The sequence below is a fragment of the Microbacterium sp. TWP3-1-2b2 genome (assembly GCF_049896145.1).
Taxonomy (GTDB): Bacteria; Actinomycetota; Actinomycetes; order Actinomycetales; family Microbacteriaceae; genus Microbacterium.
In genome coordinates this window covers 1,058,984-1,085,162 of sequence record NZ_JAFCTS010000001.1, presented here as the reverse complement: position 1 = coordinate 1,085,162, position 26,179 = coordinate 1,058,984, and the positions used below count along the sequence as shown (strand labels likewise).

At 66.1% G+C, this 26,179-nt stretch carries 27 protein-coding genes and 1 tRNA gene; 22 read left to right on the top strand and 6 right to left on the bottom strand.

The features are described 5' to 3' along the window. Window positions 1-27 precede the first annotated feature (27 nt). Window positions 28-684, top strand: a complete 657-nt coding sequence (locus ACP7AR_RS05480; protein WP_426183550.1) for a GntR family transcriptional regulator — start codon at window positions 28-30, stop codon at window positions 682-684. 3 nt (window positions 685-687) lie between these two features. Here the strand turns inward: ACP7AR_RS05480 and ACP7AR_RS05475 are convergent, their stop codons facing one another. After that, window positions 688-1,632: a hypothetical protein gene (locus tag ACP7AR_RS05475; protein WP_426183548.1), complete on the bottom strand. Its 945-nt coding sequence runs from the start codon at window positions 1,630-1,632 to the stop codon at window positions 688-690. A gap of 70 nt (window positions 1,633-1,702) precedes the next feature. On the opposite strand from ACP7AR_RS05475, the gene ACP7AR_RS05470 reads away from it, so the two are divergent. From ACP7AR_RS05470 to serA, 3 genes are all read left to right on the top strand, one after another. Next, a complete protein-coding gene (locus tag ACP7AR_RS05470) occupies window positions 1,703-2,185 on the top strand; it encodes a hypothetical protein (protein ID WP_426183546.1) in 483 nt (160 codons plus the stop codon). After that, window positions 2,182-2,517: a hypothetical protein gene (locus tag ACP7AR_RS05465; RefSeq protein WP_426183544.1), complete on the top strand. Its 336-nt coding sequence runs from the start codon at window positions 2,182-2,184 to the stop codon at window positions 2,515-2,517. Before ACP7AR_RS05470 ends, ACP7AR_RS05465 begins: the two co-directional genes overlap by 4 nt. Window positions 2,518-2,666: 149 nt before the next feature. Beyond that, on the top strand, window positions 2,667-4,271 hold the full coding sequence (serA, locus tag ACP7AR_RS05460; protein WP_426183542.1) for a phosphoglycerate dehydrogenase: 1,605 nt from the start codon (window positions 2,667-2,669) through the stop codon (window positions 4,269-4,271). Window positions 4,272-4,310: 39 nt separating this feature from the next. Here the strand turns inward: serA and ACP7AR_RS05455 are convergent, their stop codons facing one another. Continuing rightward, window positions 4,311-4,853, bottom strand: a complete 543-nt coding sequence (locus tag ACP7AR_RS05455; protein ID WP_426183540.1) for a TetR/AcrR family transcriptional regulator — start codon at window positions 4,851-4,853, stop codon at window positions 4,311-4,313. Between the two features lie 47 nt (window positions 4,854-4,900). Here ACP7AR_RS05455 and ACP7AR_RS05450 point away from each other — a divergent pair, with 47 nt between their 5' ends. From ACP7AR_RS05450 to ACP7AR_RS05365, 18 genes are all read left to right on the top strand, one after another. Beyond that, entirely contained in the window at window positions 4,901-6,433 is a 1,533-nt protein-coding gene (locus tag ACP7AR_RS05450) for an MFS transporter (protein ID WP_426183538.1), read from the top strand. Window positions 6,434-6,500: 67 nt separating this feature from the next. Continuing rightward, on the top strand, window positions 6,501-7,550 hold the full coding sequence (locus tag ACP7AR_RS05445; protein WP_426183536.1) for a 3-isopropylmalate dehydrogenase: 1,050 nt from the start codon (window positions 6,501-6,503) through the stop codon (window positions 7,548-7,550). Window positions 7,551-7,594: 44 nt separating this feature from the next. After that, window positions 7,595-8,689, top strand: a complete 1,095-nt coding sequence (locus tag ACP7AR_RS05440; protein WP_426183534.1) for a branched-chain amino acid aminotransferase — start codon at window positions 7,595-7,597, stop codon at window positions 8,687-8,689. 202 nt (window positions 8,690-8,891) lie between these two features. Then, a complete protein-coding gene (locus tag ACP7AR_RS05435; protein ID WP_426183532.1) occupies window positions 8,892-9,872 on the top strand; it encodes a type IV toxin-antitoxin system AbiEi family antitoxin domain-containing protein in 981 nt (326 codons plus the stop codon). Window positions 9,873-10,026: 154 nt separating this feature from the next. Continuing rightward, entirely contained in the window at window positions 10,027-10,803 is a 777-nt protein-coding gene (locus ACP7AR_RS05430) for a fumarylacetoacetate hydrolase family protein (protein ID WP_426183528.1), read from the top strand. Further along, a complete protein-coding gene (locus ACP7AR_RS05425) occupies window positions 10,800-12,056 on the top strand; it encodes an MFS transporter (protein WP_426183526.1) in 1,257 nt (418 codons plus the stop codon). Before ACP7AR_RS05430 ends, ACP7AR_RS05425 begins: the two co-directional genes overlap by 4 nt. After that, window positions 12,053-12,823: a class I SAM-dependent methyltransferase gene (locus ACP7AR_RS05420; RefSeq protein ID WP_426183524.1), complete on the top strand. Its 771-nt coding sequence runs from the start codon at window positions 12,053-12,055 to the stop codon at window positions 12,821-12,823. The genes ACP7AR_RS05425 and ACP7AR_RS05420 overlap by 4 nt, the downstream gene beginning before the upstream one ends. A 43-nt stretch (window positions 12,824-12,866) precedes the next feature. After that, window positions 12,867-14,372, top strand: coding sequence for a glutamate--tRNA ligase (gene gltX, locus ACP7AR_RS05415; RefSeq protein WP_426183522.1), 1,506 nt, complete (start codon window positions 12,867-12,869; stop codon window positions 14,370-14,372). 119 nt (window positions 14,373-14,491) lie between these two features. Next, window positions 14,492-14,563 (top strand) — tRNA-Gln (locus ACP7AR_RS05410). Window positions 14,564-14,750: 187 nt separating this feature from the next. Beyond that, on the top strand, window positions 14,751-14,942 hold the full coding sequence (locus ACP7AR_RS05405) for a helix-turn-helix transcriptional regulator (protein ID WP_426183520.1): 192 nt from the start codon (window positions 14,751-14,753) through the stop codon (window positions 14,940-14,942). Between the two features lie 97 nt (window positions 14,943-15,039). Next, the gene (locus ACP7AR_RS05400; RefSeq protein WP_426183518.1) at window positions 15,040-16,140 is read left to right on the top strand and encodes a tyrosine-type recombinase/integrase; all 1,101 of its coding nucleotides are present in this window, start codon (window positions 15,040-15,042) and stop codon (window positions 16,138-16,140) included. 906 nt (window positions 16,141-17,046) lie between these two features. Next, on the top strand, window positions 17,047-18,030 hold the full coding sequence (locus ACP7AR_RS05395; protein WP_426183516.1) for a bile acid:sodium symporter: 984 nt from the start codon (window positions 17,047-17,049) through the stop codon (window positions 18,028-18,030). Window positions 18,031-18,037: 7 nt separating this feature from the next. Beyond that, window positions 18,038-18,373 carry a Cd(II)/Pb(II)-sensing metalloregulatory transcriptional regulator CmtR gene (gene cmtR, locus ACP7AR_RS05390; protein ID WP_426183514.1) on the top strand — a complete coding sequence of 112 codons (336 nt, stop codon included), beginning with the start codon at window positions 18,038-18,040 and terminating at the stop codon, window positions 18,371-18,373. Next, window positions 18,361-18,711 carry a hypothetical protein gene (locus tag ACP7AR_RS05385; protein WP_426183512.1) on the top strand — a complete coding sequence of 117 codons (351 nt, stop codon included), beginning with the start codon at window positions 18,361-18,363 and terminating at the stop codon, window positions 18,709-18,711. Before cmtR ends, ACP7AR_RS05385 begins: the two co-directional genes overlap by 13 nt. 206 nt (window positions 18,712-18,917) lie before the next feature. Further along, window positions 18,918-20,810 (top strand): heavy metal translocating P-type ATPase, encoded by a 1,893-nt coding sequence (locus ACP7AR_RS05380; RefSeq protein WP_426183510.1) that lies wholly within the window; start codon window positions 18,918-18,920, stop codon window positions 20,808-20,810. A 50-nt stretch (window positions 20,811-20,860) separates the two neighbouring features. Continuing rightward, window positions 20,861-21,343, top strand: coding sequence for a DsbA family protein (locus ACP7AR_RS05375; RefSeq protein ID WP_426183508.1), 483 nt, complete (start codon window positions 20,861-20,863; stop codon window positions 21,341-21,343). Window positions 21,344-21,491: 148 nt separating this feature from the next. Next, window positions 21,492-21,812: an ArsR/SmtB family transcription factor gene (locus ACP7AR_RS05370; RefSeq protein WP_426183506.1), complete on the top strand. Its 321-nt coding sequence runs from the start codon at window positions 21,492-21,494 to the stop codon at window positions 21,810-21,812. After that, window positions 21,809-22,765, top strand: a complete 957-nt coding sequence (locus ACP7AR_RS05365) for an arsenate reductase ArsC (RefSeq protein WP_426183504.1) — start codon at window positions 21,809-21,811, stop codon at window positions 22,763-22,765. Before ACP7AR_RS05370 ends, ACP7AR_RS05365 begins: the two co-directional genes overlap by 4 nt. On the opposite strand, the gene ACP7AR_RS05360 is transcribed toward ACP7AR_RS05365, so the two are convergent. The 4 genes from ACP7AR_RS05360 to pstC form a co-directional block, all read right to left on the bottom strand. Continuing rightward, window positions 22,747-23,421 (bottom strand): winged helix-turn-helix domain-containing protein, encoded by a 675-nt coding sequence (locus ACP7AR_RS05360; protein WP_426183502.1) that lies wholly within the window; start codon window positions 23,419-23,421, stop codon window positions 22,747-22,749. The genes ACP7AR_RS05365 and ACP7AR_RS05360 overlap by 19 nt on opposite strands. Continuing rightward, complete coding sequence (gene pstB / locus ACP7AR_RS05355; RefSeq protein WP_426187651.1) at window positions 23,418-24,188, bottom strand: phosphate ABC transporter ATP-binding protein PstB; 771 nt, start codon at window positions 24,186-24,188, stop codon at window positions 23,418-23,420. Before pstB ends, ACP7AR_RS05360 begins: the two co-directional genes overlap by 4 nt. Before the next feature lie 89 nt (window positions 24,189-24,277). Beyond that, entirely contained in the window at window positions 24,278-25,192 is a 915-nt protein-coding gene (pstA, locus tag ACP7AR_RS05350; protein WP_426183500.1) for a phosphate ABC transporter permease PstA, read from the bottom strand. Further along, window positions 25,192-26,049, bottom strand: coding sequence for a phosphate ABC transporter permease subunit PstC (gene pstC, locus ACP7AR_RS05345; protein ID WP_426187649.1), 858 nt, complete (start codon window positions 26,047-26,049; stop codon window positions 25,192-25,194). Before pstC ends, pstA begins: the two co-directional genes overlap by 1 nt. Window positions 26,050-26,179 lie beyond the last annotated feature (130 nt).

Sequence of the window (26,179 nt, the reverse complement as noted above, 5' to 3'; positions counted from 1 at the left end):
AGTCTAGTCTCGTTTAGGCTGGATGCCATGACTCCCGCTGTCCGCTCACTCGGTGTCGTCGGCATCGTCGACGCCGTCACGCATCAGCTTCGCGCAGGCATCCTCTCCGGCGAGATCGCGGCGGACGCCCCGCTGACGGAGGCAAAGGTGTCGAAGTCGTTCGGCGTGGCCAGGCCGAGCGCGAAAGCAGCGATCGAGCAGCTCGTCGCCTCGGGCCTGCTCGTGCGCACCGCGCACCGGAGTGCTCGTGTCGTGGCGATCGACGCGGCGATGGTTCGCGACGTCTACCGCACCCGCACGAGGCTCGAGAGCGCCGCACTGCGCGATCTGGCCGCGACGAGGACAGTGCCGATGGCGGCATCCGATGCCAATGCCGAGCTGCTGAGGATGCCTGCGGGGCCGAGCCCGCAGACGGTCGATCCGGATCTGCGCTTCCACACCGCGCTCATAGATGGCATCGCCAGCGAACGCACGTCGCGCATGTACCGCAGCGTGCTCGACGAAGTGCGGCTGTGCATGGCCCAGGTGCAGGGCAGGCGACTTCTCGACGCAGAAGACATCGCCACCCAGCACGCGGAGATACTGGCGGCGGTGTCCGCAGGGGACGGCGATCGCGCGGCAGTGCTGCTGGCCGCACACCTCGGGTCCGCGGAGGATCGCCTGGTCGATGCCCTGTGGGAGTAGGGCTTACTCCGTGTCGGAGCCGGCTTCGGCATCCTCGATCTCGATCGGCGCGTCGGCCGGGTCCGCCCAGACCGGGGCGGGCAGCAGCGTGTCGGTGGCGCCGCCCTGAATCGCCCGCAGGGCCTCCTCGATCTCATCGGCGTTCTCCGGCACCGCCAGACCGCAGGTGTTCAGCTCTGAGGCGAACTTCAGGGTGAGACGGATCTTGCCTGCCTCGACCGCCTCGGCGGTGGTGCCGGTTCGCTTCTCACTGCCGGTCTGGATATCCGGCACCTCGTCGCAGACGTGGTAGACGGCCCCTCCGTCCACCCACACCACCTCGTCCTGGCCGAGAAGCTGGATGACGGTCGACTGATCGGCGGTGTACTGCTCGACCGACGGCGGGTTGTAATCGATGCCGAGCGCGACGGCCGCGATGGCGAGGACGACGCCGATGATTCCGGCCGTCGTCTTCTGGCCCTTGTCCATGTCCTTGTTCAGGAAGATGAGGAAGATCAACGGCAGGAACGCGACGACGGCGATGATCGCGCCGAGTTGGTTCTGCACGAAGAAGCGCGTCGTGTCCGACTTCTTCGCGGGGTCGAGGCGGTTGGCCTTCTTCCAGAGGAATGAGCCGGTGATCGACAGCGCCGCGATGACGACGAGCGCGACGATGAGCGCGATGAACGCCCATTGCGGGAACTGCGCCGTGACGTTCTGCTCCTCCAGAAGACCGGTGTCCGGATTGCGGACGAGCCCGCCGTCCTCTCCGACGAACTCACGCTGACGAAGAAGCCAGAAGATCGCGACGGCCTCGGCCGCGATGGCGACGAACCAGAGCACGGCCGCGATCCACCGCAGCATCGTGGCCTTCTTCTTCGACTCCGGCGTCGGCTTCCACCCGGTTGCGGCTGGGTCGTCTGCGTCTGTCGCCGGCGATGCGACGGCCTTCTCGTTGCGCTCAGCCACGGTGAGTTCCCCTCTGTCTGTGAACGCCCTGAGCATATCCGGCGGCGCGCGCCCTCGCTACGCTGGGGTCATGACATCGGATGCTGACGACGCCCTCACCTGGGAAGGCGATGACGATCGTCCGACGCAGAGACCCGCGTCGGATGCGGAGCAGGAGCCGGCACTGCCGCGGGGCTGGAACGCCCTGGGCAAACGCAGCGAGACGGTCGGCCGCATCCAGGACGACGGCACTGTGAGCGATCCTGCGGAGCGCCCGCCGCTGAGCACGCCGATGCTTCTGCTCCTCGGCATCGTCGGTGGTGTCTACCTGCTGTACACCGTCGGGTGGGTCATCGGCGGGTTGACGCTGCAGAGCAGCGCGATGTTCCTCATCCCCGAGGTGATGTACCAGGTCGCGCTGTGGGCGGCGGCGCTCGCTCCGGCCCTGTGGTTCGGTGCGGTGTGGATGCTGACCAGGCGATCGGCATCCTGGATGCGCGTGACAGGGCTTCTCGGCGGTGTCCTGCTGCTCGTGCCGTGGCCGTTCGTGATGACGGGGGCGGTCGGCGCATGAGCGAGAACACCCTCTCCGCACAGCAGCCACTCGGCCTCTGGAAGAGCGTCATCGTCGGTATCGCCGGACTCTTCTACGCGTACGCGGTCTGGAACGCTCTGTCGTACCTGTTCACGGTGGCACCTGCCGGGATCAACGCATACGGGTGGTTCGTGCTGATCTTCTCAGTGCTGTTCCCTGTCCTGGTGTTCGTCATCGTCTACGCCTTGGGGCGACACCGCAGTGCGGGTGAGTTGACGGTCGCGATGATCGCCGGTCTGGCACTCGTGGCAGTGTTCTGGATGAACGTGGCCGCACTGAGCATGCTCACGAGTTCCTTCCTGACGAGTTGAGCCGCGACGAGTCGTGAGGCCGCACACCCGACGTCACACGTCACGGAGCGGCGTGCGCGCTCCGGTAGGGTGGAGACGATCGCGCCCCGACGGTGTGCGGCGCATCGATCCCATCCGCGCGTACTCACGCTCACCCCGAAGGATCCGCTGTGCCGAAGCCCGTCGTGCTCATTGCCGAAGTCCTCTCGCCCGCCACGATCGAGGCCCTCGGGCCCGACTTCGACGTCCGTCAGGTCGACGGAACGGATCGAGACGCACTGTTCTCCTCACTCGCGGAGGCGGATGCCGTGCTCGTCCGTTCGGCGACGAAGATCGACGCAGAGGCGCTGAGTCACGCACCGAAGCTGAAGGTGATCGCACGCGCCGGAGTCGGACTCGACAACGTCGACATCCAGGCCTCCACCAAGGCGGGCGTCATGGTCGTGAACGCGCCGACCTCGAACATCATCTCCGCCGCCGAGCTCACCTGCGGTCACATCCTCAGCCTTGCCCGCCATGTGCCGGCCGCGCACGCGTCGTTGGCCGGCGGCCAGTGGAAGCGCAGCGCATACACGGGAACCGAGCTGTTCGAGAAGACACTGGGCATCGTCGGACTCGGCCGGATCGGCGCACTGGTCGCCGCCCGTATGCAGGGCTTCGGCATGAAGATCGTCGCCTTCGATCCTTACGTCACCAGCGCCCGCGCTCAGCAGCTCGGAGTAGAACTGCGTACCCTCGATGAGCTGGTGTCAGAGGTGGATTTCCTCACCATCCACATGCCGAAGACGCCTGAGACGACGGGGATGATCGGCGCCGAGCAGTTCAAGGCCATGAAGAAGTCGGCGTACGTCGTCAACGTCGCGCGTGGTGGCCTGATCGACGAGATCGCGCTGCGCGAAGCGCTCATCGCCGGTGAGATCGCCGGCGCTGGGCTCGACGTCTTCACCTCAGAGCCGCCGGCCGAGGGCGGCTCGGCGCGAGAGCTGCTGGATCTGCCCAACGTCGTCGTCACCCCCCACCTGGGGGCCTCAACGGAGGAGGCGCAGGAGAAGGCCGGCGTGTCGGTCGCTCGTTCGGTGAAGCTCGCACTCGAGGGTGACCTGGTTCCGGATGCCGTCAACGTCGCCGGCGGTGTGATCGATCCGTTCGTGCGTCCTGGCATCGCGCTGGTCGAGAAGCTCGGTCAGATCTTCAGCGGCCTGACCACGTCGGCTCTGACGAGCCTCGACATCGAGGTGCGCGGCGAACTGGCCGACTACGACGTCAGCGTCTACCGTCTTGCAGCGCTCAAGGGCGTGCTCTCCAACGTCGTGAGCGAGAACGTCTCGTATGTGAACGCTCCGCTGTTCGCAGAGCAGCGCGGCATCGAGGCGCGATTGATCGTGGAGAAGGAGAGCCCCGAGTACCGCAACCTGACCACGCTGCGCGGTGCGCTCTCCGACGGCACGGTGCTCACGGTCGCGGGCACGCTCGCAGGGACGCGCATGGTGCAGAAGATCGTCGGGATCAACGGCCACGACATCGAGGTCCCGATCGAGACCCATCACGTCGTGATGCAGTACACCGATCGCCCTGGCATCGTCGCGGTCTACGGTCAGAAGTTCGGCGAGGCCGGGATCAACATCGCCGGCATGCAGGTGGCACGTCGTGAGGCCGGTGGACAGGCGCTCACAGTGCTCACTGTCGACTCGCGCGTCCCTGAGGAACTGCTGGCCGAGGTCGGCGAAGCCATCGAGGCCAACGTGATCCGTTCGATCGAGATCTCCGAGGTCTGACCGGCTCGCGCCGGCCTCCGGTGCATCAGCGGTCCGTTGCTACGAGGTGGCCCGCGCCACGAGTTCGACGAGCGCGCGCAGTTCCTGATCTCGCGGGACAAGCCGGTCGGGCCCGTTCACGTCCAGTGAGTTGTTGAAGTACAGCCCATCGCCGACCAGTAGTACGAGGTCCAGGGATGCCTGGTCGCGCACGTGCGGGCGGATGGCGTCAGCCCAGCTGCTGCGTGTCTCGCGCAGCGCATCCCCGGCGGCGCTCGAGCCGCCCTGCGCGAGTCGCGACACCGCGATCAGTGCGCGGTCGAGCGGTTCGTTCTCCATCACGGAGGTGCGCACGTAGTACGCCACCGGCCCGTCCGATGCACGGCTCATGTCTGCCAGGTCTTCATCGACGAGACGCTTCAGCCGCTCGATCATGCCTGCCGCGAGGTCGTCCTTCGACGCGAAATGGTAGAGCAGGCCGCCCTTGGAGACCCCGGCGCCTCTCGCCGTGGCATCCAGCGTCGCCGTGCGCTCACCCGAGGAGATGAGGATCTCTTCGAAGGCCTCGAGGACGCGTTCGCGGGCGAGAGGAGGTCTGGACACGTCTGTTACTATACCATCCGGACGGTTTACTAACGAAAGAGGATGCGATGACCCAGATCGGGGTCGAGACGAGTGGGATCAACGCCCCACGGGCAGGGGCGCGTGCGTGGTTGGCGCTCGTCGTGCTGATGCTTCCGGTGCTGCTGGTCTCGGTCGACAACACGGTGCTGAGCTTCGCGCTGCCGGAGATCGCGATCGCGCTCGCGCCTTCCGGCGCGGAGCAGCTGTGGATCATCGACGCCTATCCGCTCGTGCTGGCGGGTCTCCTCGTCACGATGGGAACCCTGGGCGATCGGTTCGGCCGTCGCCGGATGCTGCTGATCGGCTCCACCGGGTTCGCCGCAGTGTCCGTGCTCGCCGCGTTCGCGCCCACCGCAGCCCTTCTGATCGCCGCACGGGCGCTGCTCGGGTTCTTCGGCGCCATGCTGATGCCATCGACCCTGTCGCTGCTGCGCTCCATCTTCCAGAATCGTGACCAGCGACGCATGGCCATCGCGGTATGGGCCTCCGCATTCTCCGCCGGGTCGGCGCTGGGACCGATCGTCGGAGGCTTCCTGCTCGAGCACTTCGCGTGGGGGTCGGTGTTCCTCATCGCCGTGCCGGTGCTGATCCCGCTGCTGATCGCCGCGCCGCTGCTCGTTCCCGAGAGCCGTGATCCGGCGCCGGGAAAGATCGACCCGATCAGCATCGCACTCTCGATGGCGACGATGATCCCGGTGGTCTACGCGATCAAGGCAGTGGCTGTCGACGGCGTCACCGTGTACGCGGTGCTCTGGGCGCTGCTGGGGATCACGATGGGTTGGCTGTTCGTGCGCCGGCAGTTGCGCGCGAAGACCCCGATGCTCGACATGGCGCTGTTCCGTCGCGGGTCGTTCTCCGGAGCCATCCTGGTGAACCTGCTCAGTGTGGTCGCGCTCGTCGGGTTCCTGTACTTCGTACCGCAGCATCTGCAGCTGATCCTCGGGCTCTCACCCATGATGGCGGGGCTGGCCCTGGTGCCTGGCATGATCGCGGTGATCGTCGCGGGACTGAGTGTCGTCCCGATCTCGCGCCGGGTCCGCCCTCACATCCTCGTGCCTGCGGCTCTGGCGTTCTCGGTCGTCGGCTACCTGCTCGTCGCCTTCACCACCGCCGGGCACGGCGCCGTCCCGCTGATCCTCGCCTTCGTGGTGCTGGGCATCGGCATCGGTGCAGCCGAGACCATCTCGAACGAACTGATCCTCTCAAGTGCCCCCGCCGCGAAAGCGGGGGCGGCGAGTGCCGTCTCCGAGACCGCGTACGAGCTCGGCGCCGTGCTGGGCACAGCCGTGCTCGGCGGCATCATCACCGCGTTCTACCGCTCAGCCCTTGTGATCCCGGAGGGCCTTCCCGCCGATGTCTCCGCGGCTGCACGTGAGACGCTCGCCGGCGCGTACACGGCGGCTCAGGATCTCTCCGATCCTCTGGGATCCGCGCTGTGGGAGGCCGCGGCATCCGCATTCGATTCCGGAGTGCTGGTGACCTCGCTGATCGGCGCTATCCTCGTGGTCGCTGCCGGCACCATCGCGGCCGTCACGCTGCGCACGACCCGCTCGCACTGACCAGTACGCTGGTGGGTACGTGCCCGAGCGAAGTCGCGCCACGGGCGATCCCGGTGCAAGGAGTGTCATGTCGCGTGTCGTGAAGCTGGCCGTCATCCCCGGTGACGGCATCGGTCCCGAGGTCGTCGCAGAGGCGGAGAAGGTGCTCGATGCGGTCACCTCCGACAGCGACGTCACCTTCGAGAAGACGCACTTCTCGCTCGGCGCCGCGCGCTTCCTCGAAACAGGCGACACCCTGACGGATGCTGACCTCGCCGCGATCAGCGCGAACGATGCGATCGTGCTCGGTGCCGTCGGCGGGACACCGGGCGACCCTCGGCTGAAGGATGCGAACATCGAGCGCGGTCTGCTGCTGAAGCTCCGCTTCTCGCTCGATCACTACGTGAATCTCCGGCCGTCGAAGCTCTTCGCCGGGGCGCCCGGACCGCTCTCCGCGCCAGGAGACGTCGACTTCGTTGTCGTCCGTGAGGGCACCGAAGGACCATACGTCGGCAACGGCGGTGCGATCCGCGTCGGCACGCCGCACGAGATCGCGAATGAGACGAGCGTGAACACCGCCTTCGGCGTCGAGCGCGTCGTACGCTACGCGTTCGATCTCGCCGAGCGTCGTCGGCAGAAGCTGACTCTGGTGCACAAGACGAATGTGCTCGTGCATTCCGGCGGGATATGGCAGCGCATCGTCAACGAGGTGGCGCAGGAGCACCCTGCCGTGGCCGTAGACTATCTGCACGTCGACGCGGCAACGATCTTCCTGGTCACGAACCCCTCCCGTTTCGACGTGATCGTCACCGACAACCTCTTCGGTGACATCCTCACGGATCTGGCAGGCGCCGTCACCGGTGGCATCGGCCTCGCCGCTTCGGGCAACATCAACCCCGACGGCACGTTCCCCTCGATGTTCGAGCCTGTTCATGGTTCAGCGCCCGACATCGCAGGCCAGCAGAAGGCCGACCCCACGGCGGCGATCCTGTCCATCGCCCTCCTGCTCGATCACCTCGGGCTTCGGGAGGAATCGATCCGCGTCACCCGCGCGGTCGAAGCGGACATCGCCGAGCGGGACGGTTCTCGAACCACCAGCCAGACGGGCGACGCCATCATCGCCGGGCTCCAGGCGTAGTCTGGACCACGCGAGCGCCGCCCGCATCGAACGCAGGATGTGACATGACAACGACCGAGACCGAACTCGCTCCGCTCGAGTTCTCCGTGACCAAGAACCTCGCTGCGCGCTCTGCGACGCAGCGCGACGAGGCCCTCTCGAACCCCGGCTTCGGCACGGTGTTCACCGACCACATGGTCGACATCTGCTGGTCAGCGCGAGGCGGATGGCATCGCCCTCGCGTGCAGCCGTACGGCCCGATCTCGCTCGATCCGGCGGCCGCAGTGCTGCACTACGGTCAGGAGATCTTCGAGGGCATCAAGGCCTACCGCCACGCTGACGGCTCGATCCATACGTTCCGTCCCGACCAGAATGCGGCGCGCCTGCAGCGCAGCGCGCGGCGGATGGCGCTGCCAGAGCTTCCCGCCGAGTACTTCATCCAGTCGCTCCGCGAGCTCATCGCGGTCGACGGGGCATGGGTTCCGTCCGGGGAGGACCAGAGCCTCTACCTTCGCCCGTTCATGTTCGCGAAAGAGGCGTTCCTCGGCGTGCGTCCGGCCCAGAAGGTCGCGTACTACGTGATCGCGAGCCCCGCCGGTTCGTACTTCGCAGGCGGAGTGAAGCCGGTGCGCATCTGGCTGTCCGAGACGCACGCTCGCGCGGGCCGGGGCGGCACAGGGGCGGCGAAGACCGGAGGCAACTACGCCTCCAGCCTCCTTCCGCAGGCCGAGGCCTACGACAAGGGCTGCGACCAGGTCGTCTTCCTCGACCAGGACGGCAACGTCGAGGAGCTCGGCGGAATGAACGTCGTGTTCGTCTTCAAGGACGGACGAGTCGTCACGCCCGAATCCGACAGCATCCTCGAAGGAATCACGCGCAACTCGCTGCTGCAGCTCGCGGAAGACCGCGGACACACCGTCGAGCGTCGTGCGGTGTCCCTGCAGGAATGGCGTGACGGCGTCACATCGGGCGAGATCGTCGAGGTGTTCGCCTGCGGCACGGCTGCGGTCGTCACGCCCATCGGGGCGCTGGTGACGGCGGACTTCGAGGACGTCCAGCCCATCGGAGAGCTCGCCCTGTCGTTGCGCGAGGAGCTCACCGACATCCAGTACGGCCGCCGCGAGGACAAGCACGGCTGGCTTCTGCGCCTCGACGCCTGACCCTCGTTCCCTTCCGATTCCACCGAGACCCCAGTTTCGTGCCGAGACCCCGCCGCATTCACGCGAATACGGCGGGGTCTCGGCAGTAGTCGGGGGTCTCGGCGTCGGGCGGCGGGCTGCGACTCGTCCTGCACAGGCAGGCGGGGCGCAGGCGAGCTGAGGATCGAAGGCACAGGACGTCGGCAGCGGGCATGATCGCTGAATGCCGAGACGGATCACCTTCGAACAGGCCGACGCGATGCTCAGGTCGCGCGACGCCCTCGTCGCCACGGGAATCACCGACAGGCAGCTGCGTGCCCTCGTCGCCTCGGAAACCCTCATCCGCGTGCACCGAGGGTTCTACGTCGACGGCGACTCGTGGCGTGAACTGTGGGCGGAGGGGCGGCATCTGCTGCGGGTCATCTCCCACGCCCGATCGAGTCCGGGAGAGTCTCCGGCGTTCATGCAGATGTCTGCAGGCGTGCTCTGGGGCCTGCCGTTGTACCGCGTGCCCGACGGGGTCGTTCACGCCCTCATCCAGGGGTCCCGTCATACCCGCACGGTCGCGGGCATTGCGCGCCATGACATCGACGTCGCCGACAACGACATCGTGGAGAGGCACGGTCTGCGCTGCACGTCGCTGGCGAGAACGGTCTTCGACATGGTCCGGACCATGTCCCCGGAGGCGGCGATCTCCGCAGCGGACGCGGCGCTCAGAATGACGGCTGTGTCCGGTCAGGCTCAGGATGCCGTGGCTGCGGACCAGTGGCGGGACGACGTGCTTCGATTGGCGTCGCCTGGCCTGCGCGGCGTTCGCAAGGTGCGCTGGGCGGTGGGCTTCGCGGACGGTCGCGCGCAGCTGCCCGGCGAGAGCGTGAGCCGGCTGCAATTGTCGCGGCTGGGGTTCCGTGACATCGACCTGCAGGTGCACGTGGTCGGGTCGGAAGGCGACAACTACTTCATGGATTTCGGATTCCCCCGGTCGCGGATGTTCGGGGAGTTCGACGGCGAGGGCAAGTATCTCGAACCGGAGCTGCGCACGACGCCGACGCCTGCTGATGCAGTACTGGCGGAGAAGCGTCGCGAGGACGATGTGCGCGGCATCACCGGGTGGGGAGTTCGCCGCTGGGGCGGCCTTCACATCAGGAGTGCCGCCGCGCTCGGCGCACGGCTGACCGCATTCGGCATCCACCCACCCGGATAATTCTTCGCCGAGACCCCGTCTTGTTGCCGAGACCCCAGGGCCCCGACGCGAACAGCCAGGGGTCTCGACACGAAACAGGGGTCTCGGCGCATCGAGTGGTGAGAGGAGAGTGGTGAGCGGTGAGCGGGAGCGGAGGGGTCGCTAGGCTGGAGTGGTGAAGATCGCTCGGTTCAGCCACAATGACGCCATCCGCTTCGGCATCGTCGACGAGCAGGAACTCGTGGTTCTTGCCGGTGACCCGATGTTCGCGGGCTACGAGACGACCGGAGAGCGCGTGCCGCTTTCGGATGCCGCTCTGCTCGCCCCGGTGATCCCGCGCTCGAAAGTGGTCTGCGTGGGCAAGAACTATCACGATCATGCCGCCGAGATGGGGGGAGTGGCGCCAGAAGAGCCGCTGCTGTTCCTCAAGCCCAACACCGCGGTGATCGGCCCAGGCGACACGATCGTGCGTCCGACGCTGTCCGAGCGCACCGAGCACGAGGGCGAGCTCGCAGTCGTCATCGGCCGTATCGCGAAGAACGTCAAGGCCGAGAACGCACTCGACTACGTGTTCGGATACACGGTAGGCAACGACGTCACGGCCCGTGATCTTCAGAAGAGGGACGGTCAGTGGACTCGAGGGAAGGGCTTCGACACATTCTGCCCACTCGGGCCGGTCATCGAGACCGACTTCGATCAGACGGATGCCACGATCGAGACTCGCGTGAACGGCGAGGTCCGTCAGCACGCACCCCTCAGCGACATGATCCACTCGGTCCCGGCGATCATCGAATACGCGTCGGCCGTGTTCACGCTGTTGCCCGGTGACGTCATCCTCACCGGCACACCTGCCGGTGTCGGCCCGTTCGTCGCCGGTGACACCGTCGAGGTCGAGGTCTCAGGGCTCGGCATCCTCCGTAACTCGGTGCGCGACGCGATGCCGGTGGCATGACGACTCTGCCGGCCCTCGACCAGGCGGCAGTCCAGCGGCGCACAGTACTCGTACTGTCGCTCGGCCAGGTCCTGGGCGGCATCGCATTCGGTGCCACCGTGTCCCTCGGCGCCCTGCTCGCGGCCGACCTGTCCGGCGACGACGCACTGTCGGGGCTGGCGACGGCATCGGTCACGCTCGGCGCCGCGCTGTGTGCGATCCCGCTCGCGCGACTCGCGAGCCGCGTCGGACGACGGCGCGCTCTGACGCTCGGCAACCTGTTCGCTCTGGCCGGCATCGCCGTCGTCATCCTCGCCGCAGTGCTGCGCATCTTCCCGCTGCTGCTGGTCGGCATCCTGATGATCGGCGCAGGCAACGCGGGCAACCTGCAGTCCCGGTTCGCGGCGACCGACCTCGCCGCTCCGAAGCATCGCGGGCGAGACCTGTCGGTGGTGGTGTGGGCCACCACGATCGGTGGCGTGTCTGGGCCGCTGCTGCTCGGGCCGGGCGAGATCGTCGGCCAGGCGATCGGCATGCCACCCCAGACCGGCTCGTACCTCTTCTCGCTGATCGCTCAGACGGCCGCGTTGATCGTCTACCTCGTCGCACTGCGTCCGGATCCGCTTCTCACCGCCCAGCGACTGGCGCAGGATGCCGCGGCCTCGCTCTCGACGCCGCTGGTCGTACCGGATCGCCCGATCGTCGCACGCTATGCGATCTTCGCGATCGCCGGATCGCACGTCGTCATGGCCTCGGTGATGGCGATGACGCCCATCCACCTGTCGCACATGGCGCACGGGATGCATGCCGGTCATGCCTCGAGCGCCGACGTCTCGCTGCTTGTGGGCTTCACCATCGCCCTGCACGTCGCCGGAATGTACGGGCTGTCGCCGATCTTCGGCATCCTCGCCGACCGGTGGGGCCGATTGCGCGTCGTGCTGCTCGGACAGGTGCTGCTCGCCGGGGCGCTCGTCTTCGCGATCTTCGTGAACGATCAGGCATGGGGCGTTATGGTCGCGCTGATCCTGCTCGGACTCGGCTGGAGTGCCGCGACCGTGGCCGGCGCCGCGCTGCTCACCGAGGCGAGCGCGCCCGAGCTTCGCACCCGGCGCCAGGGGCGCAGCGACTCGCTCATGAGCCTGTCCGCGGCAGCGGGGGCCGTACTCGCCGGAGTGGTGCTGTCGAACTTCCAGTACTCCGGGCTGGGGATCGCGGCATCCGTCCTCGTCCTCGTCATCGTGGCGCTGGCACCACTCGGACGGACCCGCGTGTGAGGGCATGGGCCGGAGTCGGGGAGGCGTATGCCGCGTCGTACGCCTCGCTCTGCGCCGGTACCCATGACGATGTCGTCCGGCTGCTCGGCCCCGCGCGCGGTCGTCGAGCGCTCGATGTCGGCTCAGGTACCGGTGCTCTCGCCGCCCGGATGAGCGAGGCCGGGTGGTCCGTCGTAGGTTGTGAACCTGAGCCGTCTATGCGTGCCGTGGCGTCACGAGAACATCCGCACCTCGTCGTGGTCGACGGCGCACTGCCTGCTCTGCCGTTCGCTGATGCCGAGTTTGATGCGGTCACGGCGAACTTCGCCCTCAACCACGTACCGGATCCTCGGGCCGCGGCTCGGGAGATCGTCCGCGTCGCCGCGCCGGGTGCAGTGATGGTCAGCACCGTCTGGGTCGTCTCGCCCTCCTGGTTCTGGCAGGGCGTCTGTCAGCGCGCCGGCCTCGTGGTGCCGTCGAGCGGAGCGCTGGCACCGGAGAAGGACTTCGAGCGCACCACTGCCGGATTCGCACGGATGCTCGCAGAGAGCGGGTGGCCTGCGGTCGAGGTCTCCGAACTCAGTTGGACATGGATGCCCACGATCGACGAGCTGTGGCGATCGGCAGAAGGCGGAGTGGCATCGGCCGGCGCCTACTATCTGTCGCTCGACGAGGGCGTGCGCTCACGGTTCGCCCTGGCCTTCGAGCAGCTGTGCGAAGAGCGCGCGGTGGCGGGGAGAGTGCCGCTCGAGCACACGGCTGCCGTCGCCGTCGGCGCCGCTCGCTGATTAGGCGGGCGCACATCGCCCGCACGCGTAGGATTGAGGGGATATGGCTACCCCGCATCCCCTCACCACGACCGCTTCAGGCGCCGACGTCCGCGTCCGCTTCTGCCCTTCGCCGACAGGCCTTCCGCACGTGGGGATGGTGCGAACCGCTCTCTACAACTGGGCGTATGCGCGTCACAACGGCGGCAAGCTCATCTTCCGCATCGAAGACACCGATGCGGCGCGCGACAGCGAGGGGAGTTTCCAGCAGCTCGTCGATGCGCTCACGTGGCTGAAGATCGACTGGGACGAGGGCGTGCAGGTCGGCGGGCCGCACGAGCCGTACCGTCAGTCGCAGCGACACGACATCTACCGCACGGTGATCGACAAGCTCCTCGCGTCGGGCGCGCTGTACGAGAGCTACTCGAATGCGGACGAGATCGACGCACGTAACGAGGCGAACGGACGGGCGAAGCAGCTCGGCTACGACAACTTCGACCGCGACCTGACCGACGAGCAGAAGGCCGCCTTCCGCGCGGAGGGGCGCCAGCCTGCGTTGCGTCTGCGCGTGCCGGATGAGGATCTCACGTATGTCGATCTGATCCGCGGTGAGGTGACGTTCCCGGCGGGATCCTTCCCTGATTTCGTGGTCGTCCGCCCGAACGGCGTGCCGCTGTACACGTTCGTGAATCCGGTAGACGACGCGCTGATGGGCATCACGCACGTGCTGCGCGGCGAAGACCTGATGCCGTCGACGGCGCGCCAGCTCGCGCTGTACGCCGCCCTGATCGAGGCAGACGTCACGACATTCGTCCCTCGCTTCGCGCACATGCCGCTGGTGCTGGGGGAGACCGGCAACAAGAAGCTCTCCAAGCGCGACCCGCAGGCCGACCTGTTCCTGCATCGCGAGCGCGGTTTCATCCATGAGGGACTGCTCAACTATCTCGCTCTGCTCGGGTGGTCGATCGGACCGGACCGTGACATCTTCTCGCTCGACGAGTTCATCGCCGCGTTCGACATCGAGAACGTCAACCCGAATCCCGCGCGCTTCGACCAGAAGAAGGCCGAATCGATCAACGGCGACCACATCCGGATGCTGGATGTGAAGGATTTCGCTGAGCGGACGATCCCGTACCTCGCCGCAGCGGGACTGTTCGATGAGCCCACTCACGAGCAGTTGGTTCTGGCGTTCAGGGCCGCCCCGCTGGTGCAGGAGCGCGTGCAGCTTCTCGGTGAGGTCCCGGGCATGCTCGGGTTCCTCTTCACCGACGAGATCTCGTATGACGCCGACGCGCTCAAGGGGCTTCCCGCGAACGCCGCAGAGGTGCTCGAGGCGTGCATCACGGCGCTCGAGCCTGTGACGGACTTCACGCCGGAGAAGATCCAGGAGGCCCTCGCCACCGCCCTGGTCGAGAAGCTCGAGCTCAAGCCTCGAGTCGCGTACGGCCCCCCGCGGGTCGCGATCACCGGTCGCCGCATCTCGCCGCCGTTGTTCGAGTCGATGGAGTTGATCGGCAAAGAAGCGACGTTGCGCCGACTGGCCGCGCTGGTGCAGGTGCTCGGCGCGTAGCCAGACGGAGACGCTGCTCGCAGGTGCCGCAGAGACTCGCCGCGCAGGCCCACGCGTTTTGGTGGGACCGCGAATATCGGGTAGAGTAGTCTCTCGGTGCGAGGCTCTGGTTTCGCCCTTGGGGTATGGTGTAATTGGCAACACGGCGGTTTCTGGTACCGTTGTTCTTGGTTCGAGTCCAGGTACCCCAGCAGTAGATTCGTTGAGATTTCGCCGCTAAATAGGCAACTCCGTTTCCCTCGCAGATTCCCCGTTTCGGGCCGGGTGACCACTTTGGTGACCAGATTGCTCCTGAAGCGTCTATCGAGTGGGCATCGCCGGTCGATAGCACTGCCTGGCGCGGATGAGTGCGGGCGAGTACGCGCTCACCTGTTCCGCATGGAGCAGCCGGCCGTTATTCCGATCTTCCTCACGCAGAGGGAAGTCGCTGACCTGCTCCGCCTGCCCGGCCGGACCCTCGAAGACTGGCGGCAGACCCAGCAGGGTCCGCCGTATGTGAAGCTCGGCCGCCACGTCCGCTACGAACGGGCGGAACTGCTCGCCTGGGTGCGGGAGCGGCGCCATGGCTAGGGCACGGATCGCCGCCGGCGAAATCGGAGCTATCCAGCTCACACGGCTCGCGAACGGCACCTGGCGTGCGCGGGCGCGTGCACGCGACGATGCCGGAGTGCTCCACCAGATGCGTGCCGTTGCCGCAACCGGAGCGGAGGCGCAAGCCGAGGTGACGCGTCGTGCGGCCGCGCTGAGCAGTTCCGGGTTCCTGGGGTTGCACGCGTCCGACACTGTTGCTGATGCGTGCGCGGCATGGCTTGCGCAGGTGCGCGTGCGCGCGCGAGCCGGTGCGCTCAGCTTCTCGACCTACGAGTCGTACGAGCAGACGACACGGCTGCTGCTCGTGCCGCGGTGTGGCGGCATTACTCTCGGTGCGCTCACGGTCGGACGATGCGATCGCATCATCCAGGCGGCCTTCACGGAGAAATCACTCTCAGCGGCACGTCGCGTGCGCGCGGTGCTGGGGCTCGTGTGTGGATACGCCGTGCGCGACGATGCCATCCCGTTCAACCCCGTTCGCGATGTGCAGCGGTTGCCGATGCCAGAGAAGAAGACCTCTGTGCTCGCACCGGTGCAGATCGCCGCCGTCCGCGAGCTCATGGAACATTGGCGGGAGAGCGGCGGTGCCGGCCCGCGCCCGAACTATCGTGCGCTCATCGACGGCATGGACATTATGCTCGGCACCTCCGCTCGCATCGGCGAATGCATCGGGTTGCGTCGCTGCGACGTTGATATGACGACGAGTCCGCCGACGCTGCTCATTGACGGGACAATCACGCAGACGCGTGAGCTGGGCGTGCGGCGTAAAAATGCTCCCAAGCGCACGCGACAACGTCGCAGGATCGCCCTGCCGGGCATGGCGGCCGCCGCAGTACGGCGCAGGCTCGCGCTGGCCGAGAGCGGCGCCGAGGCCCTGCTATTCCCGACGGCAAAGGGCACCCCGATGAGCGTCAGCAATTACGAACGGCTGCTGCGCTCCTTCCTTGACGACAACGGCGATGCCCTCATCGCGGTCGGCGTGGAACCGGAAGAATACTCCACCCACATTTACCGCCGCACGGTCGCCACCCTCATCGAACGGGCCGCCGGGATCACGCTTGCGTCGCGGCTCCTTGGGCACGCCAACGAACAGATCACTCGCGCGAGCTATGTGGTAACGGCCGAGCAGGTTGACCCCCTCACGGTCGACATTCTCGACGAGATTCTCGGATGTTGAGTGCGAGTCGGTTCACGACTTGTTGCGAGGTCGGAGGAGCGCACCTATCCTGAGAACGCCAGGGGGAGTGATCGTCCAGGACAGACTGTCGCGATTCCTGCCGCGGATACCAACCCATCTCAGACGGTACGGGATATTTTCCCGCACCGTGAGGCCGTACTGATTTGTCTGTATCAATTGGGTAGGCGACGGTTGCCACTCCTGTCGGCCGCACCTGACGTCGAGGCAGTCCTCTGTCCAAGCTTGACGGGTCCAGCGTGCCTGCAGCCAAGCTTGAGATCCTCCCGAGACAAGTTGCCCGAAGACTTCTTGTGCTCCACCATTGAAGCTTCTCGCGCGCGGTGGCTGCTCGCGAGGACATGTCGGCGTCAGAGCGCAGGAGACGCTCACTTAGTCGAAACTGCGGTAGGTGTGATTCGTTGCTGCTGATTAGCGCTCCGAGGCGCGACGTTAATCCTCTTCTGAAAGACGTGTGGCAGCCCAAGATCGAATCTGTATCCAGCCGCCGATCATCGCCTGCTTCCTGCGTGGGACGCTAATTTCGAGAATGCCGGCGGTGGTTGGTCCGACTTCGGGCCCAGCCGCTTGGGGGCCGCCCGGTTCGCCTTCGGCATCGGGTCGTCGGAGAGCGAGGCCGATAGACGTAACTGACTTTCCCGAGATGCTCTCGGGGGAGCCATTTCTCGCAACCAGTCATGCTGGCGCATCTGTGGTGGGCCCTGCCTGCTCCTTCGCACGGTGGTGATCAGCGCGGCCCTCCTGGTTACCAAAGCTTGTCAGTCCTGTGTACTTTCCGATTCCGATCTTGTCTTGATCGTGATTGAAGGTTCTCGATAACGAGTGCCTCGTACCTCGATTGCTCGCCCCGATTAGGAGTGACACCGAAGCGCCCGGCAGGCTGGGGCTATGCGTGGGGTGATGGCGTGGGGGGACCGGCACCAGGTGGGGCTCTACCTGGTGGCGATCGCTGTGGGCGCGGTCGTCGGCTTGCTCGCGCCCGCATTGACGCAGCCTCTTGAGGTGGCGATCAATCCGATGCTCGGGTTGCTGTTGTACGCGACGTTCCTGGGGGTGCCGTTCACGGCGATCGGTCGGGCCTTTACTGACCGGCGATTCCTTGGCGTTGTGCTCGTCTTGAACTTCGTCGTGGTGCCGGTCGTCGTGTTCGGGCTGAGCCGTGTCGTTGCCTTTGATCAGGCGGTTCTTGTCGGGGTGCTGTTCGTGCTGTTGACGCCGTGTGTGGATTACGTGATTGTTTTCACTGGTGTGGCTGGTGGTGCCCGCGCGCGGCTTCTGGCTGCGACTCCGTTGTTGATGCTCCTGCAGGTCCTGTTGCTGCCGTTGTATTTGTGGCTGATGGCGGGGGCTGAGGTCGTGAGTGTGTTCGATCCGCATCCGTTTGTGGAGGCGTTCCTGCTGCTGATTGTGCTGCCGCTTGTTCTCGCCGCGGCCACGCAGCAGCTTGGGACGCGGTTTCGCTCTGGCCGTGCGGTCGAGCGGGTGGTGCTGGCCGCGATGGTGCCGTTGATGATGCTCACCCTCGCCGTTGTAGTCGGTTCCCAGATCTTCGGTGTCAGCGGGGCCCTCGGTCAGCTGTTGGTCGCGGTCCCTGTCTTCATCATCTTCGTCCTCGTCGTCGCTCCGCTCGGCGCTTTCCTTGGGCGCGTGGCGAGGCTGGACGTGCCCGGTCGTCGTGCCGTTACTTTCAGCGGCGTAACCCGCAACTCTCTGGTCGTGCTCCCGCTCGCACTCGCACTGCCGGCGTCGTTCGCGCTCACCCCCCTGGTCGTGGTCACTCAGACTCTGGTGGAGCTCGTCGCAATGATGGTCATGGTCACTGTCGTGCCACGACTGATTCGCCCTCGAAGTAGTTCAGCGGACGCTGTATAGTCAGTGTGTGCTGACTCCTACTTCGCGCCTTGACGTGATGAACCGGCTCGGCCGGGCGATGGCCGATCCGACCCGCTCCCGGATCCTGCTGTCCGTCCTGGCTACTCCTGGTTATCCGGCGGAGCTTGCTCGGGATCTGGACCTGACGCGCACGAATGTCTCGAACCATCTGTCATGTCTGCGGGGGTGCGGTCTGATCGTCGCGACCTCGGAGGGGCGGCGGACCCGGTATGAGATCGCCGATCCTCACTTGACGCAGGGCCTGCGACAGCTGCTCGAGGCCGTCGTAGCCGTCGATGAAGGAGCACCCTGCATGGACGAGAAGTGCGCGTGCTGCGCATGAGCATCGCCGACCGCAACCTGCTGCCGGTGGCTTGCAGGCTGACCCCAGGCGTTGGCGGCGTGCAGCTGGCGGCGTGGCGGGAGTTCAACGACGATTACCTGCTCGACATCGAGACGGCACCAGGCGAGATCGCCGTGCACTATCCGAAGATCGACGACGCGATCGCGCGGCTGACAGAGCTGGTGGGTACGGAGCAGTCCTGCTGCGCCTTTGCGACCTGGTCCATCGACAAGGCCCATGCCGACCTGCGTCTGATTGTTACCGGAACCGATGACGCGCTGAGCGCCTTGACCTTCCTCGAGCAGACGCCCCCAGCACGCTCGGTATCGGGACTGTGAGCGAGGAGTGCTGCGGCCCGGACGAACCGCGCAAGGCCTTCACGATCAGGCGCATCGAACTATCCCGCCCCTCGGCCACAGGAGACGCCTGCTGCGCCCCGGAGCCGGCGTCCGCAGTTCCGGCGCGGAGCGCTACACACAACGAGGGTGACGCGTGTTGCGGCCCGGACGCGACGACCGGCATCGAGGCCGATGAGGAGCAGGAGGTGCGCCCGCCATGGTGGCGCGACGTCGCCTTGCTTCCCTCAGCGTTGTCCGGAGTGTTCCTCCTGGTCGGTTTTGCGTTCGAGTGGACCGGTCTGCACTTCCCGGCGCTTGTTCTGCAGTGGGCTGCGCTGCTGGCGGGTGCCTACACGTTCATGCCCGGTGCGATCCGCCGCCTGATCCGTGGCCGGCTGGGTGTCGGGCTGCTGATGACGATCGCCGCGACCGGGGCAGTGCTCCTCGGCCACGTCGGCCAGGCGGCGACGCTGGCGTTTTTGTTCTCGCTCGCCGAGGCGCTCGAGGACCGGGCGATGGATCGCGCCAAGGAGGGCCTGCGCGCCCTCCTGTCCCTCATCCCCGACACGGTTCGCGTCTCCCGCCTGGGCGGGGATATCACGATCCCGGCGGCGGACGTGCGCGAGCTCGACATCGTCGTCGTCGGCGCCGGCGAACGGGTCGCCACCGACGGCGTGGTCGTCGACGGCCGCTCCAGCGTGGACACGTCGGCGATCACCGGAGAGTCCATTCCCGTTGAGGTCGTCCCTGGCGACCCGGTTGCGGCCGGCTCAGTGAACGGGGCGGCGACGCTGCGGATCGAGGCGACGGCGAATGGCCGCGACAACTCTCTCACGCAGATCGTCGCGCTGGTGGAGCAGGCCCACGCCCGCAAGGGCGACCGGGCGCGTCTGGCTGACCGCATCGCCCGCCCGCTGGTCCCCGCCGTCCTCATCGTCGCAGCGCTCGTGGCACTGTTCGGTGTCATCGTCGGTGACCCATGGACGTGGATCGAAAGAGCGCTCGTCGTCCTCGTTGCAGCTTCCCCATGCGCGTTGGCGATCGCCGTCCCTGTCACCGTGATCAGTGCGATCGGTGCCGCGTCGAAGTTCGGCATCGTGATCAAATCCGGCGAAGCGTTCGAACAGCTCGGTACGATCCGCGCGATCGCTCTGGACAAGACCGGCACCCTCACCCGCAACGAGCCCGCCGTCGTCGACGTCCGACCCGCGCCCGGCTTCACCGGTGACGACGTTCTCGCCTGGGCTGCCGCTGTCGAGGCCAGCAGCACCCACCCGCTGGCCGCGGCGATCACCACGGCCTCGGCCGGTCGGAGCGTGGCCGCTGATGTGGTCGAGGCGGCCGGACACGGACTCACGGGCCAGGTTGGCGATCGGATCATTCGCGTCGGCAACGTCCGCTGGCTCGACCCCGCCGCACACCGCGTCTCCGCCGAATCGATGGCCGCCCTGGGGATGACGGTCGTCGTCGTCGAATGCGACGGGCAGATCGCGGGGCTGATCGGCGTACGGGACGAACTGCGCCCGGAGTCGGCCGAGACTGTGCGGATGCTGCATGCGCAGGGCATCGAGACGATCATGCTCACCGGCGACAACGAACGCACCGCCCGCGCGATCGCCCACGCTGCGGGCATCACCGACGTCCGTGCCGAACAGCTCCCCGCAGACAAGGCCGCAGTGATCGACGCGCTCGTCTCCGAGCGGCCGACGGCGATGGTCGGCGATGGCATTAACGATGCTCCGGCGCTGGCAACAGCGACGGTCGGGATCGCGATGGGTGTGAAGGGCTCCGCTGCGGCGATCGAATCCGCCGACGTCGCCTTCACCGGCCACGACCTCCGCCTCATCCCCGGTGCCCTGGCCCATGCCCGCCGCGGCCGGCGCATCATGACCACGAATATCGGGCTCGCGTTGGCGATCATCGTCGTGCTGTTCCCGCTCGCGCTATTCGGCGTACTCGGCCTCGCCGGTGTCGTCCTCGTGCACGAGGTCGCCGAAGTCATCGTCATCCTCAACGGCATCCGCGCCGCCCGCCGTCCTGCCGCGCTCCGGGACCTCGCTGCCACACCTGCTCTGACCCCCGAGCCCGCTCGCACCTGACCGAACCCGACTCGACGCAAATCGCGTCAGCCTGACTGGAGCCTCCCTTCGTGAAGACCCCTGCCAAAGCCACCATCATCACCGGCGCCGTCATCATTGTCCTCGTGATTGCGGCGCTCATCGTCGTCATGCTCACACGCCCCGCCGAACCAGACTCGACATCCACGGATGGTGCCCTCCCCGGTGCACGCGCGAACTCCCACGTCCTCGATAGTGCCGGGACCGATGCTCCCACGCTCGTGGAGTTCCTCGATTTCGAGTGCGAAGTGTGCGGAATGTTCTACCCGGTCATCGAGCAGCTCCGTGAAGAGTACGCCGGCGAGATCAACTACGTCGTCCGCTACTTCCCCCTCCCGGGGCACTTCAACTCGATGAATGCCGCTGTCGCTGCCGAGGCCGCAGCCCAACAGGACCAGTTCGAGGGCATGTACGCGCGGTTGTTCGAGTCCCAGGCGCAATGGGGTGAGCAGCAGGTGTCCCGTGCGGATCTGTTCCGCACCTTCGCTGAGGAGCTCGTGTCGGAATCGCGTTGAGATGACACAAACCAGCTTTAGGTGACACAGGCGAGAGTTGCAGTGACACTAGTGTCACGAAACGCCGACCGGAAGAATCCGGCTACACCTGCTTTGGCGATCTGCATACCTAGACCGTCGTCGCGGGGCGGCTGGACGTAGACTCGACATGATGTCGTCGCTTCCGAAACCCAAGCCCCAGATCGGCGGGGCCCTGGATCGTGGCGTCGCCGAGGACATGGCACGCACGTTGCGGGCGGTGGCCGACCCGACCCGGCTTCAGATCCTGAGCATCATCCTGGGTTCCGTTGATGAGCGTGCCACAGTAAGCCAGCTTGCTGATGTCCTGGGCTTGAGGCAGCCGACCGTAACTCATCATGTGCGCATTCTTCTTGACGACGGCTTCCTTAAACGGGTACAGGACGGGAAGCTTGGTTGGCTCTCGGTCGAGTCTTCGCGCCGTAGCGCGGTCGAGGATTTTTTGCGGTGAGTGACGAGCTGCTCCACCGTGTCGGCAAGCCGCTCGATGAGCAGGCTGCGCGGGATAGGGCCGCTCAAGTTTCCGTGCTGGGGAATCCCGACACCCTTCGTGTGCTCAGCGCGCTCGCATCCGGGATGTCGGGCGCTGAGGTCGCTGGTGAGTTGGGTGTGGATTCATCGGTCGTGGAGCGGGCCCTTCATTCCCTGCAGCTGACTGAGTTGATTCGGCAGGAGGATGAGGCCTGGGTGCCGACAGTCAACGCTTGGGTACGGTTTGGAAGGCTTCTTTCCAGCGAATCACTCAATCCTGTGGCGGCCGATCCCCCCGTTACGGCGCTCCCACGTGCCGTGACCACCGTCGTCGCGGACCTCGCGTACAAGTTCAGCTCGACTTTCAGCCGTGAGACGGTCGCGAGCTACGTCGCGCAAAGCTACCTGTTGCTGAGCCAGCGGACGCGAGTTCGCGAGCACCTGTTAACGATGACGGCTCGGTATGCGGCTGACCGGTTGGATGCGCTCGCGACCGCGCAAGGATTGATACTTCGCGACACACCCGAGGTTCTTTTCGTCTGTGTGCAGAACGCGGGTCGGTCGCAGATGGCCGGAGCGTTCTTGAGGCATTTCTCTGGCGGACGGGTGCACGTGCGCACGGCGGGTTCATCCCCGGCATTGGCTGCGCACCCACGTGTCACCGCGGCGATGGAGGAAGTCGGGGTCGAACTGTGGGGCGAGTTCCCCAAGCCGCTGACCGATGAAGTGGTGCGTGCGGCTGACTACGTCATCACCATGGGATGCGGGGATGCATGTCCCGTTTTCCCGGGCCGTCGCTATATGGAGTGGGATCTGGCCGACCCGCTAGAACTGGACGATGACGGGCTCCGCGACGTGCGTGACGACATCCGCGTTCGCGTCCTCGCGTTGCTGGTCGAGCTCGGTATAGGCGCTCAGGACGCGAGTCGGTAGCCCGCTACTCGTACCGTTTCGATGAGCGCTTGCGCTGGTGCGAAGGTCGCCAATCGAGCACGGAGCTTGGACATGGCGACCCGTACGGACGCGTGAGGGTCTTCCAGATCGGAGCCGAAGGCGAGCGCGAGGGTGTCAATGCTCACACTCTCCGGATACGCACGCAATATCTGGTGGAGCAGCTCGAACTCCCGCATTGGCAGGAGTAGTGAGTGGTCCCGCCAGCGCAGGCTGCGGTGTGGGATGTCGAGAGTCAGCTCACCGACACTGAGTGTCCGGTCAAGTGGTGTTGTTCGTGGGTGTAGGCGCGCGACCTCGCGCAGCTGCGTTGGGGTTACCGGCAGCCGGACGGTTCCGCGCACTCCCGCTCTCATCGCTGCTGCGATCGTCGACGTATCTGTCGCGTCTGATACCCCAAGAAAGATGGAGCCACCGCAGACCGGTTCCGCGATCTGGAGGATGGCGCCGAGAGCGTCGACCGACTCCCCACCAGCGAGAATAAGCGAGGCGTCATCAGCGTGGGCGAGAGCGTCAACGATCTCACCGAACACAGCGACCGGCACACCCGCGTGCCGAAATTCGGCCAAGCTGCCGCGAAGGATGTCGGCGCTGTGCCCGTGCAGGACGAACCGTGCGTCGCCAGCGGAGCGGATCATCCGAAACGTCCGCTGATGTAGTCCTCGGTGCGCTGGTCCTGAGGCTGCTCGAAGATGTTCTTGGTGAGGTCGTATTCGACCAGCACGCCGGTGCGGTCGCCGGTGGTGTCATCGGCGAGGGCGGTGAAGAATGCGGTGCGGTCGGCCACGCGTGCGGCTTGCTGCATGTTGTGGGTGACGATGATGATCGTGTAGTCCTGGCGCAGTTCGTGCATTAGGTCTTCGATCCGTGAGGTGGCGATCGGATCGAGAGCGGAACACGGCTCGTCCATGAGGATCACGTCGGGCTGTACAGCGATGGTCCTGGCGATGCACAGACGCTGCTGCTGACCGCCCGAGAGACCGAATGCCGACTGCTTGAGTTTGTCCTTCACTTCTCCCCAGAGGGCCGAGCGTGTCAGCGCCTCCTCGACGAGGTCGTCCATGTTGTCGACCTTCATCCCCGTGACCCTCGGGCCGTAGGCGATGTTGTCGTAGATCGACTTCGGGAACGGGTTCGGTTTCTGGAAGACCATGCCGATGCGTCGGCGCACTTCGATCGGATCGACCCCCTTCGCGTAGATGTTCTCCTCCTGGAAGAGGACGTTGCCTTCGACGTGGGCGCCGTCGATGAGGTCGTTCATGCGATTCAGAGAGCGCAGGAGGGTGGATTTGCCGCATCCGGAGGGGCCGATGAGGGCAGTGATCTCGTTGCGACCGAATTCGAGGTTCACGCCGGTGACCGCACGGAAGTCGCCGTAGTAGACGTTGACGTCCTCGCAGCGGATGAGTCCGCTGGGGGATTCGGCAAGGCGGCGTGAGTCGGCGGCGTGGAAGTGAGTGTGTGCTGCCGAACTGTCTGTGGGGGTGCTCATGGTTACCACCGTTTCTGGAACTTGTTGCGGATGAAGATGGCGAGGGCGTTCATCAGGATGAGAACGGCGAGCAGGAGGATGCTGGTCGCGCCGGCGAGTTCGTGGAATCCCTCCTGCGGGCGGCCGGTCCAGTTGAAGATCTGGATCGGCAAGGTGGTGTATCCACTGAGGAGCCCGTTCGGATCGAACGTGATGTAGACGAGTGCGCCGAGTACGAGGAGTGGTGCGGCTTCGCCGAGGGCTCGGGACAGGGCGAGGATCGAGCCGGTCGCGATGCCGGGGACTGAGGCTGGGAGCACTTGGCGCCAGGTGGTCTGCCACGGAGTCGCTCCCAGTGCCAGGGAGCCGTCGCGGATCTCGCGGGGCACGGCACGGAGGGCTTCCCTGGTGGCGATGATGATGACCGGGAGGATGAGCAGGGTTAGTGCGAGTGCTCCTCCGATGACGATGTTTTTGTTGGTGACGCCCAGCATTGACAGGAACGCGAGAGCGAGCAGGCCGTAGACGATAGACGGCACCGCCGCGAGATTCTGCACATTGAGTTCGACGAACTTGTTGAACCAACGCTTCCGATCCGCGAACTCCTCGAGGTGCACAGCCGCAGCGATACCCAACGGCAGAGTCAGCACGGCGGTAGTGCCGATCGCCCACACGGAGCCGAGGATGGCAGGTCGTGCGCCTGCTTCCTCTGGATCGGCGGAGGGGAAGTTCACCAGAAGACCCCAGGAGAGCTTGTTCTGTCCAGTGAGGAAGATGGTCACCAGCAAGGTGATGAGGACGGCGAACGCGACGAACAGTGAGAACCAGAGCAGCAGGAGAAACAGCAGCGCGGTGGGACGCATCTCGCCGTTGCGTCCAGTTGCCAGGGGCTTTGTGATGCGCAGCGTCTTGGCGTTGGGGCGCGTAGTGGTCGACATCAGTAGGCCTCCCGGAATCGGCGAACGAAGCGGATGCTGATGAAGTTGATGAGCAGCGTGATGAGGAACAACAGCAACCCGACAGCGAACAGGGTGTTGTACTCCAGGCTTCCCACGCGAGAGTCACCAAGGGCGGCGTTCGCGATGAAGCCGGTCATCGTCTGACCCTGCTCCAGGGGGTTGCTTACCAGCTGCGCCTGACTGCCCGCGGCGATCGCGACGATCATCGTTTCCCCGACCGCGCGGGAGATCCCCAGCACGACGGCCGCGACGATGCCCGAAAGTGCGGCGGGGAACACGACCCGCAAGGTGGTCTGCATGCGATTGGCACCGAGGGCGGCGCTTCCCTGGCGGAGCGCACTGGGCACGGCAGACATGGCGTCTTCGGCGATGGAGGCGATAGTGGGAATGATCATGACGCCCATCACGAGGCCAGCAGCGAGAACGCTGAAAGCACCAGTGGGCAGCTGCAGCCAGTCGCGCAGGACCGTTCCCTGCACGAACTGGAGAGCGAAGAAGCCGTACACCACGGTGGGGATGCCCGCGAGGATCTCCAGCAGCGGCTTAAGGAACTTGCGTACTTGCGGCTTCGCATATTCGGCGAGGAGGATCGAGGCGCCCAGGCCGAACGGCACGGCGACGAGGAGCGCGATCACCGTTGTCCACAGGGTCGCGGTGACCAGCGGCAGGACACCGAACGAGGCGTCGGCAAACCGGGGCGCCCAGCGCGTACCGAAGAGGAAGTCCAGGACCGGGACCTCGGCGAAGAAGCTCAGCGATGGCACCAGTAGCGCGATGACGATGCCGATGGTGGTGACAACCGTGATTGCCGCGGCGAATCGAAGGCCGAGTTTGATGAGGAACTCGCCAGGCCGGCGGCGCCCGGCGAAAGAGGAGGAGGGGGCGGGGGGCCCGCCCGGCGCCGGGCCCCCCCCCCCCCCCCGGGCGGGGGGTGTGGGTTAACGCCCAGGCGGGGGGGTTGGCAGC